General features: G+C 54.4%; 10 protein-coding genes. 5 read left to right on the top strand and 5 right to left on the bottom strand.

What is annotated here, in order from left to right; all coding sequences use genetic code 11:
* Positions 1–99: 99 nt before the first annotated feature.
* The 3 genes from A9753_RS07675 to cydD are packed head-to-tail and all read right to left on the bottom strand — an operon-like array spanning position 100 to position 5,706.
* Positions 100–2,016 carry a GAF domain-containing sensor histidine kinase gene (locus A9753_RS07675; RefSeq protein WP_067782792.1) on the bottom strand — a complete coding sequence of 639 codons (1,917 nt, stop codon included), beginning with the start codon at positions 2,014–2,016 and terminating at the stop codon, positions 100–102.
* Positions 2,006–4,021 carry an amino acid ABC transporter ATP-binding/permease protein gene (locus A9753_RS07670; RefSeq protein WP_245637410.1) on the bottom strand — a complete coding sequence of 672 codons (2,016 nt, stop codon included), beginning with the start codon at positions 4,019–4,021 and terminating at the stop codon, positions 2,006–2,008. Before A9753_RS07670 ends, A9753_RS07675 begins: the two co-directional genes overlap by 11 nt.
* Entirely contained in the window at positions 4,021–5,706 is a 1,686-nt protein-coding gene (gene cydD, locus A9753_RS07665) for a thiol reductant ABC exporter subunit CydD (RefSeq protein WP_067782789.1), read from the bottom strand. The genes A9753_RS07670 and cydD overlap by 1 nt, the downstream gene beginning before the upstream one ends.
* Before the next feature lie 308 nt (positions 5,707–6,014).
* On the opposite strand from cydD, the gene A9753_RS07660 reads away from it, so the two are divergent.
* Positions 6,015–7,304: an anaerobic sulfatase maturase gene (locus A9753_RS07660; protein ID WP_245637409.1), complete on the top strand. Its 1,290-nt coding sequence runs from the start codon at positions 6,015–6,017 to the stop codon at positions 7,302–7,304.
* A 194-nt stretch (positions 7,305–7,498) separates the two neighbouring features.
* Positions 7,499–8,326: a sulfite exporter TauE/SafE family protein gene (locus tag A9753_RS07655; protein WP_245637408.1), complete on the top strand. Its 828-nt coding sequence runs from the start codon at positions 7,499–7,501 to the stop codon at positions 8,324–8,326.
* 421 nt (positions 8,327–8,747) lie between these two features.
* On the opposite strand, the gene cydB is transcribed toward A9753_RS07655, so the two are convergent.
* Together cydB and A9753_RS07645 are read right to left on the bottom strand one after the other, a co-directional pair.
* Positions 8,748–9,878: a cytochrome d ubiquinol oxidase subunit II gene (gene cydB, locus A9753_RS07650; protein WP_067782786.1), complete on the bottom strand. Its 1,131-nt coding sequence runs from the start codon at positions 9,876–9,878 to the stop codon at positions 8,748–8,750.
* Between the two features lie 26 nt (positions 9,879–9,904).
* Complete coding sequence (locus A9753_RS07645; RefSeq protein WP_067782783.1) at positions 9,905–11,371, bottom strand: cytochrome ubiquinol oxidase subunit I; 1,467 nt, start codon at positions 11,369–11,371, stop codon at positions 9,905–9,907.
* 362 nt (positions 11,372–11,733) lie between these two features.
* Here A9753_RS07645 and A9753_RS09465 point away from each other — a divergent pair, with 362 nt between their 5' ends.
* From A9753_RS09465 to A9753_RS07630, 3 genes are all read left to right on the top strand, one after another.
* A complete protein-coding gene (locus A9753_RS09465; protein WP_083090407.1) occupies positions 11,734–15,111 on the top strand; it encodes an Rne/Rng family ribonuclease in 3,378 nt (1,125 codons plus the stop codon).
* 159 nt (positions 15,112–15,270) lie between these two features.
* Positions 15,271–16,335, top strand: a complete 1,065-nt coding sequence (locus A9753_RS07635; RefSeq protein WP_067782780.1) for a LacI family DNA-binding transcriptional regulator — start codon at positions 15,271–15,273, stop codon at positions 16,333–16,335.
* An 89-nt stretch (positions 16,336–16,424) separates the two neighbouring features.
* Positions 16,425–17,741, top strand: coding sequence for an ABC transporter substrate-binding protein (locus A9753_RS07630; RefSeq protein WP_067782777.1), 1,317 nt, complete (start codon positions 16,425–16,427; stop codon positions 17,739–17,741).
* The last annotated feature ends 16 nt before the right edge of the window (positions 17,742–17,757 follow it).

Below are 17,757 nucleotides of genomic sequence, written 5' to 3'. Positions count from 1 at the left end.
CGATACGCTCTCACACTGATTTGTTGAGGGGGATCTTGGCTTTTTGACTAATGAGAGTCTTGCCGTGTCGAATGATCACTTTTTGGTAAGAAACGTGTATCACACAACGACTTCACCAGATAGTGACGCAATCCAGGTGAAGCAGGTTCCGCGACGAGCACCGTCAGAACGAGCACGGGGACCCATGACGAAGGAACCACCGTGCCTGCGTGCACGCTCAGCCATATTGGCTGTCCCCGAGCAGCGGGTCACCGCGGGATCTACGCCCACGCCGTCATCTCGCACGATGATTTCTACCTGAGGATGAGACGAATCGATTCGCCCGCTCTCCACCCGCACGTCGACCGTCACTGATGAGGCATGTGCATGACGGGCCACGTTACTCAGACCCTCACGGACGACAGCCACCATGTCATCAGCGACGTCTTGATCGATGAGAGAATCAATAGTGTCAATGAGTTGGTCTTCTTCATCGCGTGAATTCACCGTTAACGGCAGGCCATCCAGACTTAACACAAGCGAGGGTGCAAAGCCCAAGGCGGTACGAGCCAAAGAAGCTTCACGGCGCAAGCGTTCAACAAGGCTTACGTCATCATCAGGTTCGCGCAGGGAGCGGACAATCGAACGAATCTGACGTACCGAGTCATCGACAGCAGCCAAGGACTGGTCGAGAGCAATACACACTTGCTCGCAATCCACCTTCTCTCCGCGGGCAATTGACTCGCGCGCGGCAGAAATCTGCATCCCGGTAGCAAACAACTGTTGGATAGCAAGATCGTGAAGGTCTCGGCCGATTCGTGCACGTTCATCAAGAAGAGTAGCCATTTCCTCAGCATGCTGAGCATCTGCAAGCTCAAATGCCATGGTGGCTTGGCCTGCCACTAGTTCAGCGATTTCCAGGTCTTGGCTGGTGAAGGCCGGTGCGCCTTGTTCACGGAGCAATAGCATGACTCCCACTCCGCGTCCTTGGAACATCATGGGCGCAAAAAGCGCGGGACCGAATTGCTTGAGCACCTCAACAAGAACAACATCTTCATGGGCGAGCGACGCAACCGTAAGACCCTCACCACGCTCAAGGGTGGTACGCGCACGTCCTTCGGGAGGGAAGAAAGTGCCGACGAGTTCATGAGCGTGCTTGCCTTCAGCAATCTCGCACACCCATGAATCGCCAACACTGGGCAGAATCAACGCAGCAGTATCAGCATGAGAGACGGTCCGCACACGCTGAGCGATATGCATAAGCACATCTTCTTGATCCATACCGCTGAGTAGCAGGGTAGTGAGTTCCTGAGAGACGAACATCCACTGTTCGCGGTCACGAGCCTGACGGTAGAGACGAGCATTTTCTACGGCCACCGCTGCTGCGCCAGCGAGGGTGAGCACCGTGGTCACGTCGTCGTTGGTAAAACCTCCGGGTTTATCGCATAGGTACATGCGGCCATAAATCTGGCCATGCATTTGGAGAGGAACGGTGAGGAGATTGCCTCCGCCTTCGCCTTCGATAGGACCGGTGAAGGCTTGAGAAACCCCGAGATCGTTATCGATGATGACCTGACCAGTGTCTGAGGGCATCGCCTCGGAAGGGGCGTTGTTAGCGGAGGGAGTGCTAAGGGAAATACGGTGAGCAAGTTCCTCAGTGGTGGCGGTGGGATGCCCCGTATGAATGGTGCCTACTTCATCGGTATGGGAAAGGACCGCGATAGTTCCCCAGGCTGCTCCAGTCAGTGAGCAGGCAGAGTCAGCGAGAGCGCGTAGGGCGTCACGCACTTTGAGAGAACTGGTGAGGCGCAGGGCTGCTTGGAGGAGATCCACCGTGTCGCTGTCGAGGTGTTCTTCGGGAAGGACTGCTGCACCGGCACGCGTAGAGGTTAAGCGAGAGGCATGTACCGCCCAAGCAACCGCTCCGTATCCGTCAGGGTCGTCTGGCGTGGCGGTGGCGGGCATTGGCATGTCCGGGACCTCAAAATCATCGGGAACCCCGGGGAAGCGAATGTGGTCATACGGGCTAACGGTCATTGTTCTGCTCCTGTGTCCACGACCAACGGTATCCCTCATCGTGAGTGAGGAGGTATTCGTGCGTACCGCGTTCTTTGACTCGGGCAGGGGAATTTTTGCCTTTGGCGATGACAAGAATGTCGTCTGCTTTAGTTACGGCGCTTAAGCGGTGCGTGACGGCGAGGACTCCACGATCAGGATGAGTGGAGAGCATACGTCCTACCACGGCGTCGGCGGTGGCAGGATCCATGTGTTCGGTAGGTTCATCGAGAAGCATGAGCGGCGCGGGGGCAGCGAGGGCACGTGCCAATAGAATTCGACGCCGTTCACCACCGGAGACACTCGATGCGTCACTTCCCAGCAGAGTATCTAAACCTTCAGGGAGTGAACGGACCCAAGAACCAAGGTTGACTTGATAGAGAAGGTTCAATGCTTCATCTTCAGTGAGATCACCACGTGCGACACGGAGGTTTTCCAGGATCGTGGTGTGGAAAATATGAGCATCTTCGGCAGTCATGGCCACCATCGAGGCAACATGTGCGCGATCAGCACCCCATAGGTGTTCGCCGTTAATAGTGACGCTGCCTGCACGTGGCTCTAGCAGACCAGCAAGGGTGTAGAGCAGTGTAGATTTACCGATTCCTGAGGGGCCCACAATGGCGACACGGGAACCGACGGTGAGTGAGAGGTTAATGCCCTCGAGAACAACGGGACCGCCTGGCCACCCAACGGCTAGGTTTTCAGCACGTAGTGTCACAGGTTGGTTAACTGTGCCTGAGAGGGATGGTCTGAGGTCGGAGAATGCAACTGAATCAGAGGCTACCGATGTCGCCGGAACAACAGGGAAATCGGTAATCGCATGGTTTGAGGGGCTTGTCATGGCATGGGAGGATTCCCTTATGACGTGCGAGGAGGTGGGGGAAGTTTCTTCTGCCGTATCCGTTGCATGATCAAGAAGAGTGATGATGCGATGAGCAGCATCAGCCGAGCGCACTAATTGAACACTAGCGCCGCTCATCATGGCCGTACCCTCAAATGCCGCGAGGGGAGTCAATACTAAGACGGCCAACATGACGTGGGGGATAGCGCCAGAATGCACGGCTTCAATACCGATAATGGCAGAACCCACCACCGCTAGGCCGGTGGCCATAATGTCGACTGCTGCAGCCAATGCTGCCGGGCGTGCTGCACGATCTTTCCCCATTTGGAGAGATCGCTCGATATCACTGAGGTGATCGCGCATTTGGCCCATCGTGCCGCTGACCTGTAACTGGCTCGCTTCACGCACCATAGTCATCGTCGTGGTCGTCAAGTCTCGCTCATTCATACGCTGAGTAAGTTCAGCTGCACGTGCTGAACGTAGCGTAGCCCATGGGCCAAGAACACCCGAGAGAATGAGACACAGGCCCACTAACAGTCCAGCGCGTATATCGATAAAGCACAGAAATACGGTGGTAGCAATGCCAACGGTGAAGGCTACGCATATAGGTAAGAGCGAACGTACGACAACGTCACCCACGGCATCGATATCAGCACCGATACGGGCGAGCACGTCGCCGCGTTCGAGGCTGGCTACAGTGTCAGTACGTGAATGGGCGAGTGTTTCGTACACGGTGGCACGCAGGCTCGTCATACCTCGCAACGCTGTGTCATGGGAGACGAGGCGTTCAATGTAACGCAGGACGGCGCGAGAAATACCGAACAGGCGCACGGCCACGGGAGCCACCCCAAGCATGACTACGTCGGGATGCTGGGAAGCGCGAGCAATCAGCCACGCGGCCACAGCAGCCAGGCCAATGGCACTAACCAAACCGCCAGCACCAGCAATCACGCTCCAAGTAAAACGTGAGCGGGACACGTCAAGCAGAGCAATGGCGCGCCACAAACTTGTCCACTCAACATTAGGTAACGTGAAGTGTTGGGCCTTGCCGCGGTGTGAGTCTTGCCCAGTAGTGCTGCCAGGGGAAGACATGGCAGTTGTCGAGTCCATGACAGAGGAAGAAACGGGAGAAGAAGAAGTAGTCATCACACGGCCTCCGGGGCAAACGCGTGGTTATGCACAGCAATATGTGTATCGGCCACGTTGAGTAAGGCTTGGCGGTGAGCAATCACAATGACGGTACGACCTTGAGCAGCAATAGCACGCACGCCATTGCCAACCAGGGACTCACTTCGGGCATCAAGATGGGCGGTGGGCTCATCAAGGATAACCAAGGGAGCATCACTGACGAGTGCCTGAGCCAGGGCTACGCGCTGGCGTTGGCCCACGCTGAGGCCCACGCCACCGTAACCAATGTGGGTGTCCCAACCTTCTGGTAATTCGTTAATGACGTCGGTAACTCCCACTATGTCCGCTGCACCGCTAGCTCGGGCCTGCTGCTGGGGGGAGAGGTTGGCCCACGAGAGGGAAGAATGGCGAAGATCGAGCACCGCGTGCGCTACGGTTCCGGGAAAGAGTACAGGTCGTTGTGGCACCCAAGTAATGAGTGAATGCCACTGTTCCTTGTCCACATCCGCTAAATCAATGCGGCGTACTTGACCATCCGTAGTGGTGGATTCGAGGTAAATACGCCCCTCATCAGGCGGGAGGAGTCCTAGGAGGGTGTGAACCAGTGTTGTTTTCCCAACACCGGATGCTCCCGTTAACGCCACAATCTCACCAGGCTTGATGATTGCTTGGCAGCGGTAGGGCGCCCACATTCCTCGTGCTTTCACACTGACGTCCTCGCAGACGATGGTTGAAATAGACAGATCGCCCGGATTCTTAGTGCCTTCCTCCGGAATTGGAAGGTCAAGAATGTCGCATGCTGCTGCAGCAGCAGCCACGCCGTTAGCACTGGCATGGAAATGGAAACCTACCTGGCGCAGTGGTTGGTAAATCTCAGGGGCCACCATAATGACGAAGAGAGCAGGTGCCAGTTCGACACGGCCAAAGAGGAGACGGAAACCGACTTCTACAGCCACGATTGCCACACTCAAAGTGGTGAGGAATTCCAAGACTGCACCTGAGAGAAAAGCAACCCGCAACGTAGCCATGGTGGTGGAGTTATATGCCTTGCCTAAGGTACGGACACGTTCAGCAGGGCCATTTTCACGGCCCAGTGCCTTCAATGTGGGCAGACCGGCCACAAGATCCATCATTTGGTCACCCAAACGCTGCATGGAGACTAAACGCTCCTCAGAGTACTTCTGGGTGAGTTTGCCGATGAGAATCATGAAGATGGGGATCAACGGAATTGTTAGTACCACGGCAATAGTGGAAGCAATATCCTGTGTGGCCATCACCAATACGAGCGCTGGGGTGAGCGTTGAAGCAAGAATGAGTTGAGGAATGTAACGGGTGAAATACGGTTCTAAATCATCAATACCTCGCGTGACCAGAGTGACTGTGGACGTAGCGTGTTCAGACTGCCAACGAGGTCCAAGGGCTGCGGCATGGCGCAGAATCTTCTCGCGAAGAACTGCAATGGTTTGGCTGGAGGCTCGGTGCGCTAGTGCTTCTTGCACCATCATCACAACGCCACGGATAACGAAAACCCCAAGCAATACGTAGACGCTGTTTTTCACCGTCTCCCAGGAGGCGTTGTGGGAAATAACATCAGCTAAGACCCGCGAAATTAGCCACGCTTGTCCCATCACAAGAGCAGTCATCACCACACCGGTCATCACAGTGGTGGCAATGTAGATTCGTGCTGGCGTGGCATAACGCATGAGTCGCGGATCTAAAGGTTTCACCCCCAAAGGATACGGGGCATTGACACGTAGACCACAACAAAGTCGATACGATGGTGTCTGATACAGCGCCGTTCCACAAGGCGTTCCTTAAAAAATCACTGGTCATTGTGCGGTGATTACCGCTTGTCTACACGCCAGATGGGGGCTATGAGTACAGAAACATTGTTGTGTCGTCAGTGCGCTGACCCGTATGTGCTTGGGGAACAGCACGAGACATCTTGGAACTTTGGCTTCATCACGGAAGAGCATTAATGAAGGCGTTTGGTCATTAAAAGGAGAATCGATTGAGTAAGACAACCACTCAGGTGAGTTCTCCTGTTGAGGTGAGTGATCGGCGTCGCCTGCCTTTCTCAGTGGTTACCAAGCCAACTGGAGCCGCCTGTAATCTCGACTGCTCCTACTGCTTCTTCCTCTCCAAAGAACTCCTTTACGATTCGGCCCGTCAGGTGATGGATGAGGAAACGCTGGAACGTTACGTGGCTCAGCACCTTGCCAACAGCCCTGATGGTGAGGTGACTATGCTTTGGCAAGGTGGCGAGCCTACGATGCGTGGTTTGCCGTTTTTTGAGCGTGTCATCGAATTGTGTGAGCACTATAGACGCCCCACTCAAAGCGTTACCCATGCCCTCCAAACGAATGGCACACTTATCACCCCACAATGGGCCAGTTTCCTGGCACGCCATGATTTCCTCGTTGGCGTATCAATCGATGGCCCCGCGCCGCTGCACGATGCATACCGAGTCAATAAAGCAGGACGCGCCACCCACGCTCAGGTTATCCGTGGCTGGAAACTTCTTCAGGATGCCGGCGTTCGCTGCAACATCCTGTGCACCGTTCACGCCGCTAATCAGGATCACGCCCTTGAGGTCTACGAGTACTTCACCAAGGACCTCGGCGCCGAATTCATCCAGTTCATTCCTATCGTGGAACGCGTTGACGTACGTGAGCTCCAAAAGGCCGAACAGGGCTGGAGCGTGGGCCTTCTTTATCAACAAAGTGGAGACGCCGTGACGTCGCGTAGCGTTGATCCGCTCGCTTATGGTCGGTTTCTCACTCAGATTTTCGATGTATGGGTGACTCGCGATGTGGGCCGTATTTATGTTCAGGACTTTGATAGCGCGCTCAGTGCCATGTTTGGTATTGCTAGCGTCTGTGTTCATGCACCTGAATGTGGCAACAACTTCGCCATGGAATTTAACGGCGACATTTATGCCTGTGACCACTGGGTGGAGCCAGACTGGTTGCTTGGTAACGTGCGAGACATGAGCTTCGCTGAGGCTGCTAGCACTGAGCGGATGAATGAGTTTGCACTCAAGAAGAGTGTTGAATTAACCGCTCAATGCCAACGGTGCACCGTGCGGAAGTTCTGTCATGGCGGCTGTCCCAAGGATCGCTTCGTCAAATCCGTGGATGGGGAAGACGGCCAGAACTACTTGTGCCCGGGGTATGAGTATTTCTATCGCTCAATTCGCCCTGACCTTGTGGCCATGGCACGGTTGATTCGTGCTGGCCAAGCACCTGCTGAGGTGATGGATCCTCAGGTACGTCAGCGCCTGCGCCCGCAAATGCGTTAATAGAGCCGAGCCAAGGGGCTGGACCAGGCCAGGGGCCCGCCAGGTGAACTGATCAAGCCAGGGTGATCATGCCAGGGAAATGGATGGTGCGCTGTGCATGACTAGAGGTCCACGAAGCGCCTGAATAAACAAGGTTTATGCTTGACGGTAGATCGTGACGAATAGATCTGTGTTGGAAAGAAAGAAGACTTACCATGGCGATGTCGCTAGCAACTGCCCTTCTCGTGGGAATCGGCGTGGGCATCGTGGTGGGAGCCCTTGGCGCAGGCGGAGGCATTCTTTCCGTTCCTGCACTCATGTACTTGCTCAGTCAGCCAGCACACAGCGCCACCGCAGAATCTCTTGTCATCGTCATGATTACCGCAATGGCTTCACTTCCCAATAAGGCGAAGCGTAGACAAGTACGTTGGCGCGAAGGCGCGATCTTTGGGGCGTTGTCCAGCGCGGGCGCGCTGATCGGTTCATGGGCGAACGAGCAGGTCAGCGAGCACACGCTCATGCTAAGTTTTGCCATCCTCCTGAGTACCGTGAGCATTTTTATGTTCCGTGATGCCAAACGTCAGGCATACGTAGAAAAACTCCTTAATAAAACCGTGATTCATGAGCCTGAGGCACTGACAGCGCAAGGAGAATCGGAGCATGAAGAAAAGCCCGCGCGTGGTATGGGCGCTGTGATTATTGCTGCCACAGCGACCGGAATGTTGACCGGATTTTTTGGTGTAGGCGGGGGCTTCGCCGTGGTACCCGTGCTTATGTTGGTTCTGCGATTTGACATGCGTAGTGCTTCGGGCACCAGCCTAGTGGTGATGATTATTGCTGCGGCTGTATCACTGGCTAAACGTCTGGGTGGTAGTACGGTAATTGATTGGCCCGTTGTTCTTGCCTTTACCGCTGCATCGTCACTTGGTGGTGTCATTGGTGGCCCACTGTCTCAGCGAGCCAAGCCGTCAACCTTGACCTTCCTGTTCGCGATCTTGCTGGTGGCTGTTGCTGGCGTGACTGTGGTCAAGACTGTTTTCTAAACAAACTTGTTGACTGCAAGGTTGAGTGCTTATTTGCATGGCAACTATTTCGTTAACGCGAAACTGATCCTTTCTTATGGAAAGACTATTTGTATAAAGACTATTTGTATGTACTGTTAAAGGGTGTTGAGTTCGTTAAAAGTAGTGTTTTAAGCGCCTTCCGATTGATGGTGAGGGCATTTGATCGCACGTGATGATGAGCGTATTTCATCTCACTGGTGCTCAACGATTCATTCATCGTGCGGTGATCGTTCCCAAATAACACCGTTGCGACGAAGCACTGCAGTTCAACATGAATGGCGAGTCTTCACAACTTCACTTCATAACGATTAGTCCTTGAGATAAACGGTGGTGGGGCGGCCAGCAAATGCTGGCCGCCCCACCACGTCAATGAATCGTGAGGATTCAGTTCATCTCAAACTTAGTAGCCGATGTGAGCAACAGGCTGAGAGGAATCACGAACCTTGGTGGGGTGGAGGCCCTCGTTGGTATCGATCGCATCAGCATGGATACGAGCGGAGAAGACCTTGTAGCCCCAGATTGTGTAGAAGAGCACCACGGGAACGAAAATCACTGCAGCCACGGTCATGATGATGAGGGTGGTGTTAGTGGATGCGCCCTGCGTGATGGTCAAGGAGTAGGCCGGATTGATGGAGGAACGCATGATGTCAGGTGCCATATTGGAGAAGATGTACACCACGGCGCCAGCGATTCCAGCGAAGTGCAGACCAAATGCCCATCCCTGGCGTCCCTTGAGCAGCATCGCGTAGGAAGCAATGAGTGCAAGAGCGGTCAGGATGAGGGGTAGCCACGCAATGGCATTGGGGGAGTAGGCAAGTTGTGCCCACAGGGCCCAAATAGCGGTGGCAGCGATGGAGGCGATACCGGTCTTCTTAGCCAGTGCTTCAGCACGCGACGATAGATCACCAGCGGTCTTGAGTGCCACGTACAGAGCACCGTGGGTCAGGAACAGCAGGCAGGTCACTACGCCACCAAGCAAGGTGAAGGGGGTGATGAGGCTCCAGAAGCCACCGGTGAGCTGGTGGGAAGCACCGGCCAGGAGGCTGTCAGCGGGAACTTCTGCGGGAGGAACAACCTCACCGGTTGCCGTGGTGACAACCTCGATCTTCATGCCCTGAACCAAGTTGGCGAAAGCAGCACCCCAGAGGATGGAGGGCAGCCATGCGGAGATGGTGTGAGCCCAGTCCCAGCGGTCACGCCAGGCCTGGTCGTTGATCTTACCGCGCCATTCGATGGCGCAGATACGCACGATGAGGGCCAGGAGGATGAGGAAGAGCACCAGGTAGGCACCGGAGAAGAGGGTTCCGTACCATTCAGGGAATGCTGCGAATGTAGCGCCACCAGCGGTGAGCAGCCACACTTCGTTGCCATCCCAGTGAGGTCCAATGGTTTTAAGCATGGCACGGCGTTCCTGCTCGTTTTTAGCGAGCGGGCGCAGCAGCATACCTACGCCAAAGTCGAAACCTTCGAGGGTGAGGTAGCCGATCCAGAGGATGGCGATGAGGATGAACCAGAGGATAGAGAGTGTCATTATCGTTGTCCTTTTTCTCTCTAGGCTCAGTAACTAAATGAGAGGTTGGAGGCTGATTCTTCTGCCTGCGCCACGGGGGTGCGAACACCTTCGCGGACGTAGCGACGGAAGAGCATGAACCAGACCACGCCGAGTGCTGCGTACAGGAGGGTGAAGATCACCATAGAGGTCAGTACGGATGCACTGGAGACCACGGTAGATACACCGTCCTGGGTGAGCATGTACACCATGGACGTGGGGTCATTGAGGTTGGGGGCAACAACCCAAGGCTGACGACCCATTTCAGTGAAGATCCAGCCGAAACTTGCGCCCAGGAAGGGTAGGGGAGTGGTCCATAGCGCCAGGGTGCCGAGCTTGGAGTTGGAGATGAGCTTGTTGCCACGGATGAGCCACAGGACTCCAAGTCCGATAACCACTGACAACAGGCCCAGGCCGATCATGAGACGGAAAGTCCAGAAAGTAATCATGACGTTGGGGGAGTAATTAACGTCTTCACCGAAGCGCTGGGCGTATTCGGTCTGAAGATCGTTAAGGCCCGTCATTTCAGAGTTGAAATCATTGGTGGCTAGGAAGGAATAGACCTTAGGCACTTCGATGATACGGGTGATACCACTTTCGCAGTCACCGAATGCCATTGCCGTGAAACTTGCACCCTTTTCTGTGTCGCAGAGAGCCTCTGCGGCAGCCATCTTGGTGGGCTGCTCATGGTAGGTGATCTGGCCCTGGATGTGACCGGAGCCTGCGGTGAGCAGTCCAGCAACGATGACGACAACAGCACCGAAGTGAGTGGTGCGGCGCCAGAGTTCACGTGCCTCGAAGTTCTCGCCTGCACGGGAAGCCTTGACCATCCACCACACGGAGATGCCCATCACGATGGTGCCTGCGACAAGGAAAGAGGTCGCAATAACGTGGACGATGGTGGTCCATAAGATGGGGTTGGCGAGAACAGCAAAGAAACCGCTCACACCGTCAAGTTCAAAACGTCCAGTTTCGGGGTTGACAACAGCGCCCACGGGGTGCTGCATCCAAGAGTTAGCGGCCAAGATGAAGAAGGCAGAAACATTCACACCAATGGCCACCATCCACATGCATAGGTTGTGGAGTTTGGGGCTAAGGCGATCCCAGCCGAAGATCCATAGTCCCAGGAAAGTGGATTCCATGAAGAAGGCAAGCAGCGCTTCGAAGGCAAGGGGAGCGCCGAAGATATTGCCTACGGCGCGAGAGTATTCCGACCAGTTCATGCCGAACTGGAATTCTTGGACGATACCGGTTGCCACACCGAGTGCAAAGTTGATCAGCAGGAGTTTGCCGAAGAACTTCGTGGCGGTGAGCCACTGTTCATTTCCGGTCTTGAGCCAGCGCGTTTCCATAAATGCCACGAGCGGGCTAAGACCGATCGTGAGCGGAACGAGGATGAAGTGGTAGACGGTTGTGATGCCGAACTGCCATCGCGCTAGATCAAGTGAATCTAGCGCCATTGGTGCAATGCTCACTGGCGCCACCTTTCGGTTGTGGGTCAAAATGGTTTGGTAGTGGTTTGTGTCACCACTGCTCATCAATTAGGTAGATTCTACCGGCATTTAAGACAAAGTGTCATGAAGCCTTGCCAAGAATCGTCATAAAAATGTGGGATACTGACCCCAGTTGATGCCTACCTCGTACCGGGCAGGAATCAATCATCCGTCCGTGCTTGTGATTTTCTTGCGCCGCCTTCAGTGGCGTCGCTGCAAAAAATCAAGAAGATGAGTGCCCCGGATGGCGCCTATGCGCTCGATGAGACTTTTTCTCCCCACCATTGTGGGGCTTGCCCGACAGGGGGCACAGGTACGTGTGCGTCCCTGCCATGGAGACCATCATGACGCCTACGTCAGAGGCAACTACGCCTGCTGAGTCCAATGATTCGCAGTCACAGCCCGCTCACCGTACTCGCCGTAAGGCTACTGCTCCTTCAACCCAGCCTGAGTCGGCTTCCACTCCTGAACTGAGTCAGCCCACCACTGGTCCTGCTGGCGAACAGACTGAAGTCCGTCTTCCAGCGGCATCTCTTCTGTTCCAAACTCCTGACCCCACGCGTGCTCGTCGACGCCGCCGCGCGACGTCGGCAGATCAGCCTGCCTTCGCTTCTCTCGCAGAATCATCTGATGAGGTTGAAGAAAAGACTGAGCGTAAGTCTTCCAGGAAGAAGACTGACGTGAAGAAGTCAGAGGCTAAGAAATCTGATTCGAAAAAGAAGGGGACGAAAAGTTCCAAGACCGCTGAGAGGTCTGCCAGTGCATCTGCTGATGAGGAAAATGAATCCGCAGAATCTGGTCAATCCCGCCAGGACAAACCGACTCGTTCTTCAGGGAAAAAGTCCACGAGCGTGCGTTCTTCTCGTTCTCGCTCTGTTTCCCGTCCGGGGGACAGTGATGACCAGAGTCTTGGCGGACCGGAGGAAGATTCCACCGAGTCAGTTGCCCATGATCTTGAAGAACTTGCTGCAGCAACCTCCGGCCGTTCATTGAAGTCTTCACCTACTCGTCTCCGGAAGCGTCGTGACGATGACGGAGAGGACTTAATTGTTGATCAGTCCGAAGAGACGGAAGATGAGTCAGAATCCACTGAGGATGATGACGAAGAAAGCACCACTCGGCGTCGTCGCCGTAGGGGAGGGCGTGGGCGCCGTAGTCGTACCCGCTCCGCTCAGGACGATTCTGATGGCGAGTCTACCGATGAGTCTGATTCATCTGATGAGGATGAGAGCGATGAGGAAGAATACACCGGTTCCTCGCGTCGCCGTCGCCGTCGCCGTAGCCGTACTCGTTCTGATTCTTCACGCGACGTGCGTGATGAAATTACCGCGCTGAAGGGCTCCACTCGCCTTGAGGCTAAACGTCAGCGTCGTCGTGAAGGCCGCATGGCTGGCCGTCGCCGCCCGATTGTTACTGAAGCGGAATTCCTCGCACGCCGCGAGAGTGTTGATCGCTCGATGATTGTGCGTGAAAAGGACGGTCTTAATCAGATCGCCGTGATTGAAGATGGTCTGCTTGTTGAACACTACGTGGCTCGACACACTCAGACCTCCATGGTGGGTAACGTCTACATTGGACGAGTCCAGAATGTTCTTCCCTCAATGGAAGCGGCGTTCGTGGACCTCGGCGAGGACCGTAATGCCGTTCTTTACGCCGGCGAAGTCAACTGGGATGCCGCAGGGATGGAAGGCAAGCCGCGTCGTATCGAGGATGCACTCAAGAGCGGTGACACTGTTCTCGTTCAGGTCACCAAGGATCCGATTGGCCATAAGGGCGCTCGTTTGACCAGCCAGATCACCCTGGCTGGCCGCTACCTGGTTCTCGTACCTGGTGGCTCGATGACTGGTATTTCCCGCAAACTTCCTGACACTGAGCGTGCCCGTCTGAAGAAGATTCTCAAAAAGGTTGTCCCAGACAATGCCGGTGTCATTGTGCGCACTGCCGCTGAGGGGGCCACCGAAGAACAGATCGCCCAGGACGTGCAGCGCCTGAGCAAGCAGTGGGAAACCATTGATAAGAAAGCCAAGCAGGTTGCGAAGGGGTCCGCTAAAGCCCCTGTACTCCTCAAGGGCGAACCTGAACTTGCTCTGCGTGTGGTCCGCGACGTCTTTAACGAAGACTTCAATAAGTTGATCGTCTCTGGTGACACGGCATGGGCCACTATCTCCGAATACATCGGCGAAGTCTCCCCGGACCTTAGTGAACGCCTGAGTCACTGGACTAGCAAGGATGATGTATTCGCTGCTCATCGTGTAGATGAGCAACTGGCGAAAGGCTTTGACCGTAAGGTCTGGTTGCCTAGTGGCGGTACTATCGTTATTGACCGTACCGAAGCGATGACCGTGGTCGATGTGAACACTGGTCGATTCACCGCCGGCGGTACTCTTGAAGAAACGGTAACGAAGAACAACATCGAGGCTGCCGAAGAAATCGTGCGTCAACTGCGCCTGCGCGATATCGGCGGCATGGTGGTTATTGACTTTGTGGACATGGTTCTTGAGTCCAACCGTGATCTGGTGCTTCGTCGTCTTGTTGAGTGCTTGGCGCGTGACCGCACACGCCACCAGGTCACTGAAGTGACCAGCCTGGGCTTGGTGCAGATGACACGTAAACGTGTGGGGCAGGGCTTGGTTGAAGCGTTCTCTACCACGTGTGAATGCTGTAACGGCAGGGGCTTTATCGTTCATGATGCTCCTGTCGAGAACGCTGACATTGACAATTCTGTCTCTGCTCAAGTTCCCCCACGTCGAAAGCAGCGTCAAAATAAAAAGAATGACGTCGCGCAGGACAATTCCGCTAACGCCTCCCATAGTGATGACGTCGATTCTTCTCGTTCACGACGTAAGAATCGTTCACGTCCCGACCGTTCCCATAACGCGGATCAGCGTGATGGTGAGAACATGACTGATGAGGACGATCAGTCCTCGATGCAGCGCGCTGCTGTGAGTCAGACTTTGGCTCAGATTGCTGCCGCCGCTGAAGCAAAAAAGCGTGAACGTCTGGCACAGGAGTCTGATGGAGATGCTGATGCTCAGGAGAATCCTGCTGGCGAGCATAAAGATTTTCAGGCAGGGGATAATCGTGACTCCGATGATGTCCCGGATGATGCGTTAACTGAGAATACTGATGTGGTAGTTGGCGAATCTACCGAATTCTCTAGTCGCTCTCGTTCTTCTCGTTCGCGCCGTTCATCCAGAGGGGGTGAGCGTTCTTCTCGCCGATCCCCCTCGCCTCAAAGCACTCCTAGTGAGGGAGAAGGTAGTGAGGCTGATGCTCCAGGCGCGACTTCTATGTCAGATGACAAGGAAAATCAAGCAGAGAAATCTGTATCAAAAAAGCGTCAGTTACGTCGTAGTATTCAGGCCCCTGCGGATAATGCAGATGCTTCAATGGATCCTGCGACTTCACATGACTCCGATGCGCAGGGACATACCGAGAGGGAGATGGTTGCTAAGAGCGTCGTTGTGACGAAGTCTGCTGTGCCGCGTAAACGTCGCGCAGTACGTAGCGCCAAGGCTGCCCCTCCTTCGGTGACTGAGCCGATTGAAGTCACTGGCAAGACCGTGCCGGCTTCTCGGGCCGTTGATGAGGCGTCTGCTGATTCTGCTGATGATAACAACGGCACCACTGTGTTGACCGGGGGAGGCTCTGCACTCAAGGCGCGCACTCGTCGTCGTCGCGTCGTAGCGACTGGCAAGGCAGGTATTGCTGAAGCAGAGTGAATGCAAAAGCCTGACAATATTGCATAACTAAGCCTAAGGGTGGTGGTTCTGATAGAAACTAGGACCATCACCCTTAGGTTTACCTAAGTAATAGTTATCTCAATAGATATATATTCAAACGTTTGACCAACTATTGTGGTGACGTGCATCATAGTGTTTATGCAACGACGCACTCAACTCACCGATGTGGCACAGGCCTGCGGTGTCAGTGTGTCCACTGTTTCCTACATTCTTGCTGGTGGGAATAAAGCTCAGCGATTTAGTGCAAAGACTCAAGAACGCGTGCTTGCTGCCGCTCAAGATCTTGGTTACGTTCGTGACCGGAGCGCCCAATCGCTGAGGAGAGGACGGACTCGTACGGTGGCGTTGTTTTACAACGCTCCGATGGATCGCTTCGTTGAACGCTACATTCTTCATGCTCAACGCTTTTTTGCTGACCATGACTATCTATTAGTCTCCATCGCCGTTGACGAGGGACACGATGATGTTATTGCTGAAACTCTTCGAAGTGGTCTTTGTGATGGTGCGTTAGTGTCCTGTTCACAAAACACGCGCCGTGAATTGATGAACTCCTTGCCAACCCCGCCTGTCCCTGTCATGGTCGTTGAGAATTGTGGCGCCCCTATTGAGGATTTATCAATTGATGATTCCTCCTCGTATGACGTGATCTATACCGATGAAGCTGGTGCAGTAGGTGAGGCACTCGACCATCTTCACGCTAATGGATGTGAAACGATCGCCTATGTCGGTCAGCATCCCGGTGAAGCCGATGAAGCAATGGGACAACAGGATGAACGCTATCCCTCATACCTTTCCTGGTGCCGTCAGCATCATCGCCAGCCATGGGTACTTACCTGTGATGCGGCGACGATTCCTCAGGCATACCGTGTGGGCATTTGTGCACTGGCACAAACTCCTCGTCCTCAGGCCCTGTACTGTGCATCCGACCGTGGCGCTATTGGCATGATGATGGCTGCGCAACATCTTGATCTGAAGATTCCGCAAGAACTAAGCATTGTTGGAACGGGTGCTAGCGCAGAAGGTGCCATGATGCAGCCCCCACTGACCACTATTGGCATGAGTGAAGAATCCGTGAACTCGATGCTTGCTCATTTCTGGTCCCGACTCCAGGGAACCAACCCACATTCTTCCGTCATCAACGAAGGATGGCGGTTGTTCATTCGGCAAACAACTCCTAGCGAGATGTCGAATGACATGACGTGAGCCCCTTAATCACGTCGTTGGTGAAAGATCACCACCATCACTCACACCGATGCGCTTGCATCACCACATAGATAGTAAGGAAAGACGCAATGACGCGTAGCACCTACACCACACTGTCCGCAGTTCCTCGCCGCGCATTTCTCGCTGGTGCAGCCGCTGCAGCAGCACTTACTCTCGCCGCATGCTCTTCGCCTGGGGGAGTAGGAGGAAATGAGGAAGTCTCAGAAGGCGGCGTTGAAGGTGAGCGTACCGGCAAGACGCTTGTCTTCTACCTGTCTGCAGGGCGTGACTACAAGGCTTATATGGATGTCATCGCCGCATTCGAAAAAGAACACAATATCAAGGTTGATATCCAGCAGTACCAGTGGGGCGATCTGAAGCAGAAGCTGATGGCAGACTTCTTGTCTGGTTCTGTTCCGGATATTACTGAAGAACCTGGTGGTTTCTGGTCCACTCGATTTGGCCAGCAAGGCGACATCATGAGTCTGAACAACTTCTTGGATAAGGACCCAGGATTCCTTGATGACTTTGTTCCCGCAGGCCTTGAAGTTCGTCAGGCTGATGGCCAAACTTACGCAATCCCTCTGCACTTGACCATGGGCGGTTTGGTTTTTGCTAACAAGGAAATGCTCGATGCAGCAGGCGTGGCAATGCCATCGACATGGGATGAATTTAAGTCCGCTTCAAAGGCGATTCAGGATTCTGGAGTGGAATACGGTTGTGCATTGAATAATGACTTTTCTTATGGAATTCCTTGGCTGTTGCAAAACGGCGTCACCTACACCACTGAAGGCGATACGCCGATGACTCCGCCGGAGGCTGCCGTTGAGGCTTTGAATTTCCAGAAAGACTTGATTTACACCGACCACCTTGCGCCCGTTCCTGTAGCCTCGAATGAATATTCTGCCCCGCGTAAAACCTTGACGACGAAACGTGCAGGACTAATTCTTACCGGCCCCTGGGATATTGGTGCGATCCGAAAGGAAGATCCCGACTTCCCTCTTGCCGTAGGTTTACCGCTCAAAGGAAAAGAACGTAAAACCACTATTGCCGGATCCGGTCTGATGATTCCCGCAAAGAGCCAAAATGCTGAATTGGCATGGGAACTTATTAAGGCTATGACGGCTCCGGAGGTTCAAGAAGCGGTGACTGAAGAGACTGGCATGGCAATGTCGCGTAAGTCGTGGGCCGATTCTCCTGTGGTGAAGGATGATCCGATTCTTTCTGTGGTTGCTGAGGCTCGTTCCTTAGCTGTGGCACCGAACCGTGCATTCTGGGACAGTGAGAATATGGCCAAGATCGATGAGGCGGAGAAGACGATGTACGAAAACGTCATCCTCAACGACAAGGACGCGGCAGCTGAGGTTGAGGCCTACAACTCTGCTGTTCATCAGATGTTGGGCTGATGCGATATGAGTGTCC

The sequence above is a fragment of the Actinomyces vulturis genome, from assembly GCF_001687305.1.
GTDB lineage: Bacteria > Actinomycetota > Actinomycetes > Actinomycetales > Actinomycetaceae > Actinomyces > Actinomyces vulturis.
The sequence above is the reverse complement of the archived record's forward strand: the minus strand, read 5'-3'. Positions and strand labels throughout refer to the sequence as shown.

Coding starts and splice junctions, on each gene's coding strand:
- A9753_RS07675 (WP_067782792.1), bottom strand. CDS start 2,016: ATGACCGTTAGCCCGTATGACCACATTCGCTTCCCCGGGGTTCCCGAT.
- A9753_RS07630 (WP_067782777.1), top strand. CDS start 16,425: ATGACGCGTAGCACCTACACCACACTGTCCGCAGTTCCTCGCCGCGCA.
- cydB (WP_067782786.1), bottom strand. CDS start 9,878: ATGACACTCTCTATCCTCTGGTTCATCCTCATCGCCATCCTCTGGATC.
- A9753_RS09465 (WP_083090407.1), top strand. CDS start 11,734: ATGACGCCTACGTCAGAGGCAACTACGCCTGCTGAGTCCAATGATTCG.
- A9753_RS07655 (WP_245637408.1), top strand. CDS start 7,499: ATGGCGATGTCGCTAGCAACTGCCCTTCTCGTGGGAATCGGCGTGGGC.
- A9753_RS07635 (WP_067782780.1), top strand. CDS start 15,271: ATGCAACGACGCACTCAACTCACCGATGTGGCACAGGCCTGCGGTGTC.
- cydD (WP_067782789.1), bottom strand. CDS start 5,706: ATGCGTTATGCCACGCCAGCACGAATCTACATTGCCACCACTGTGATG.
- A9753_RS07670 (WP_245637410.1), bottom strand. CDS start 4,021: ATGACTACTTCTTCTTCTCCCGTTTCTTCCTCTGTCATGGACTCGACA.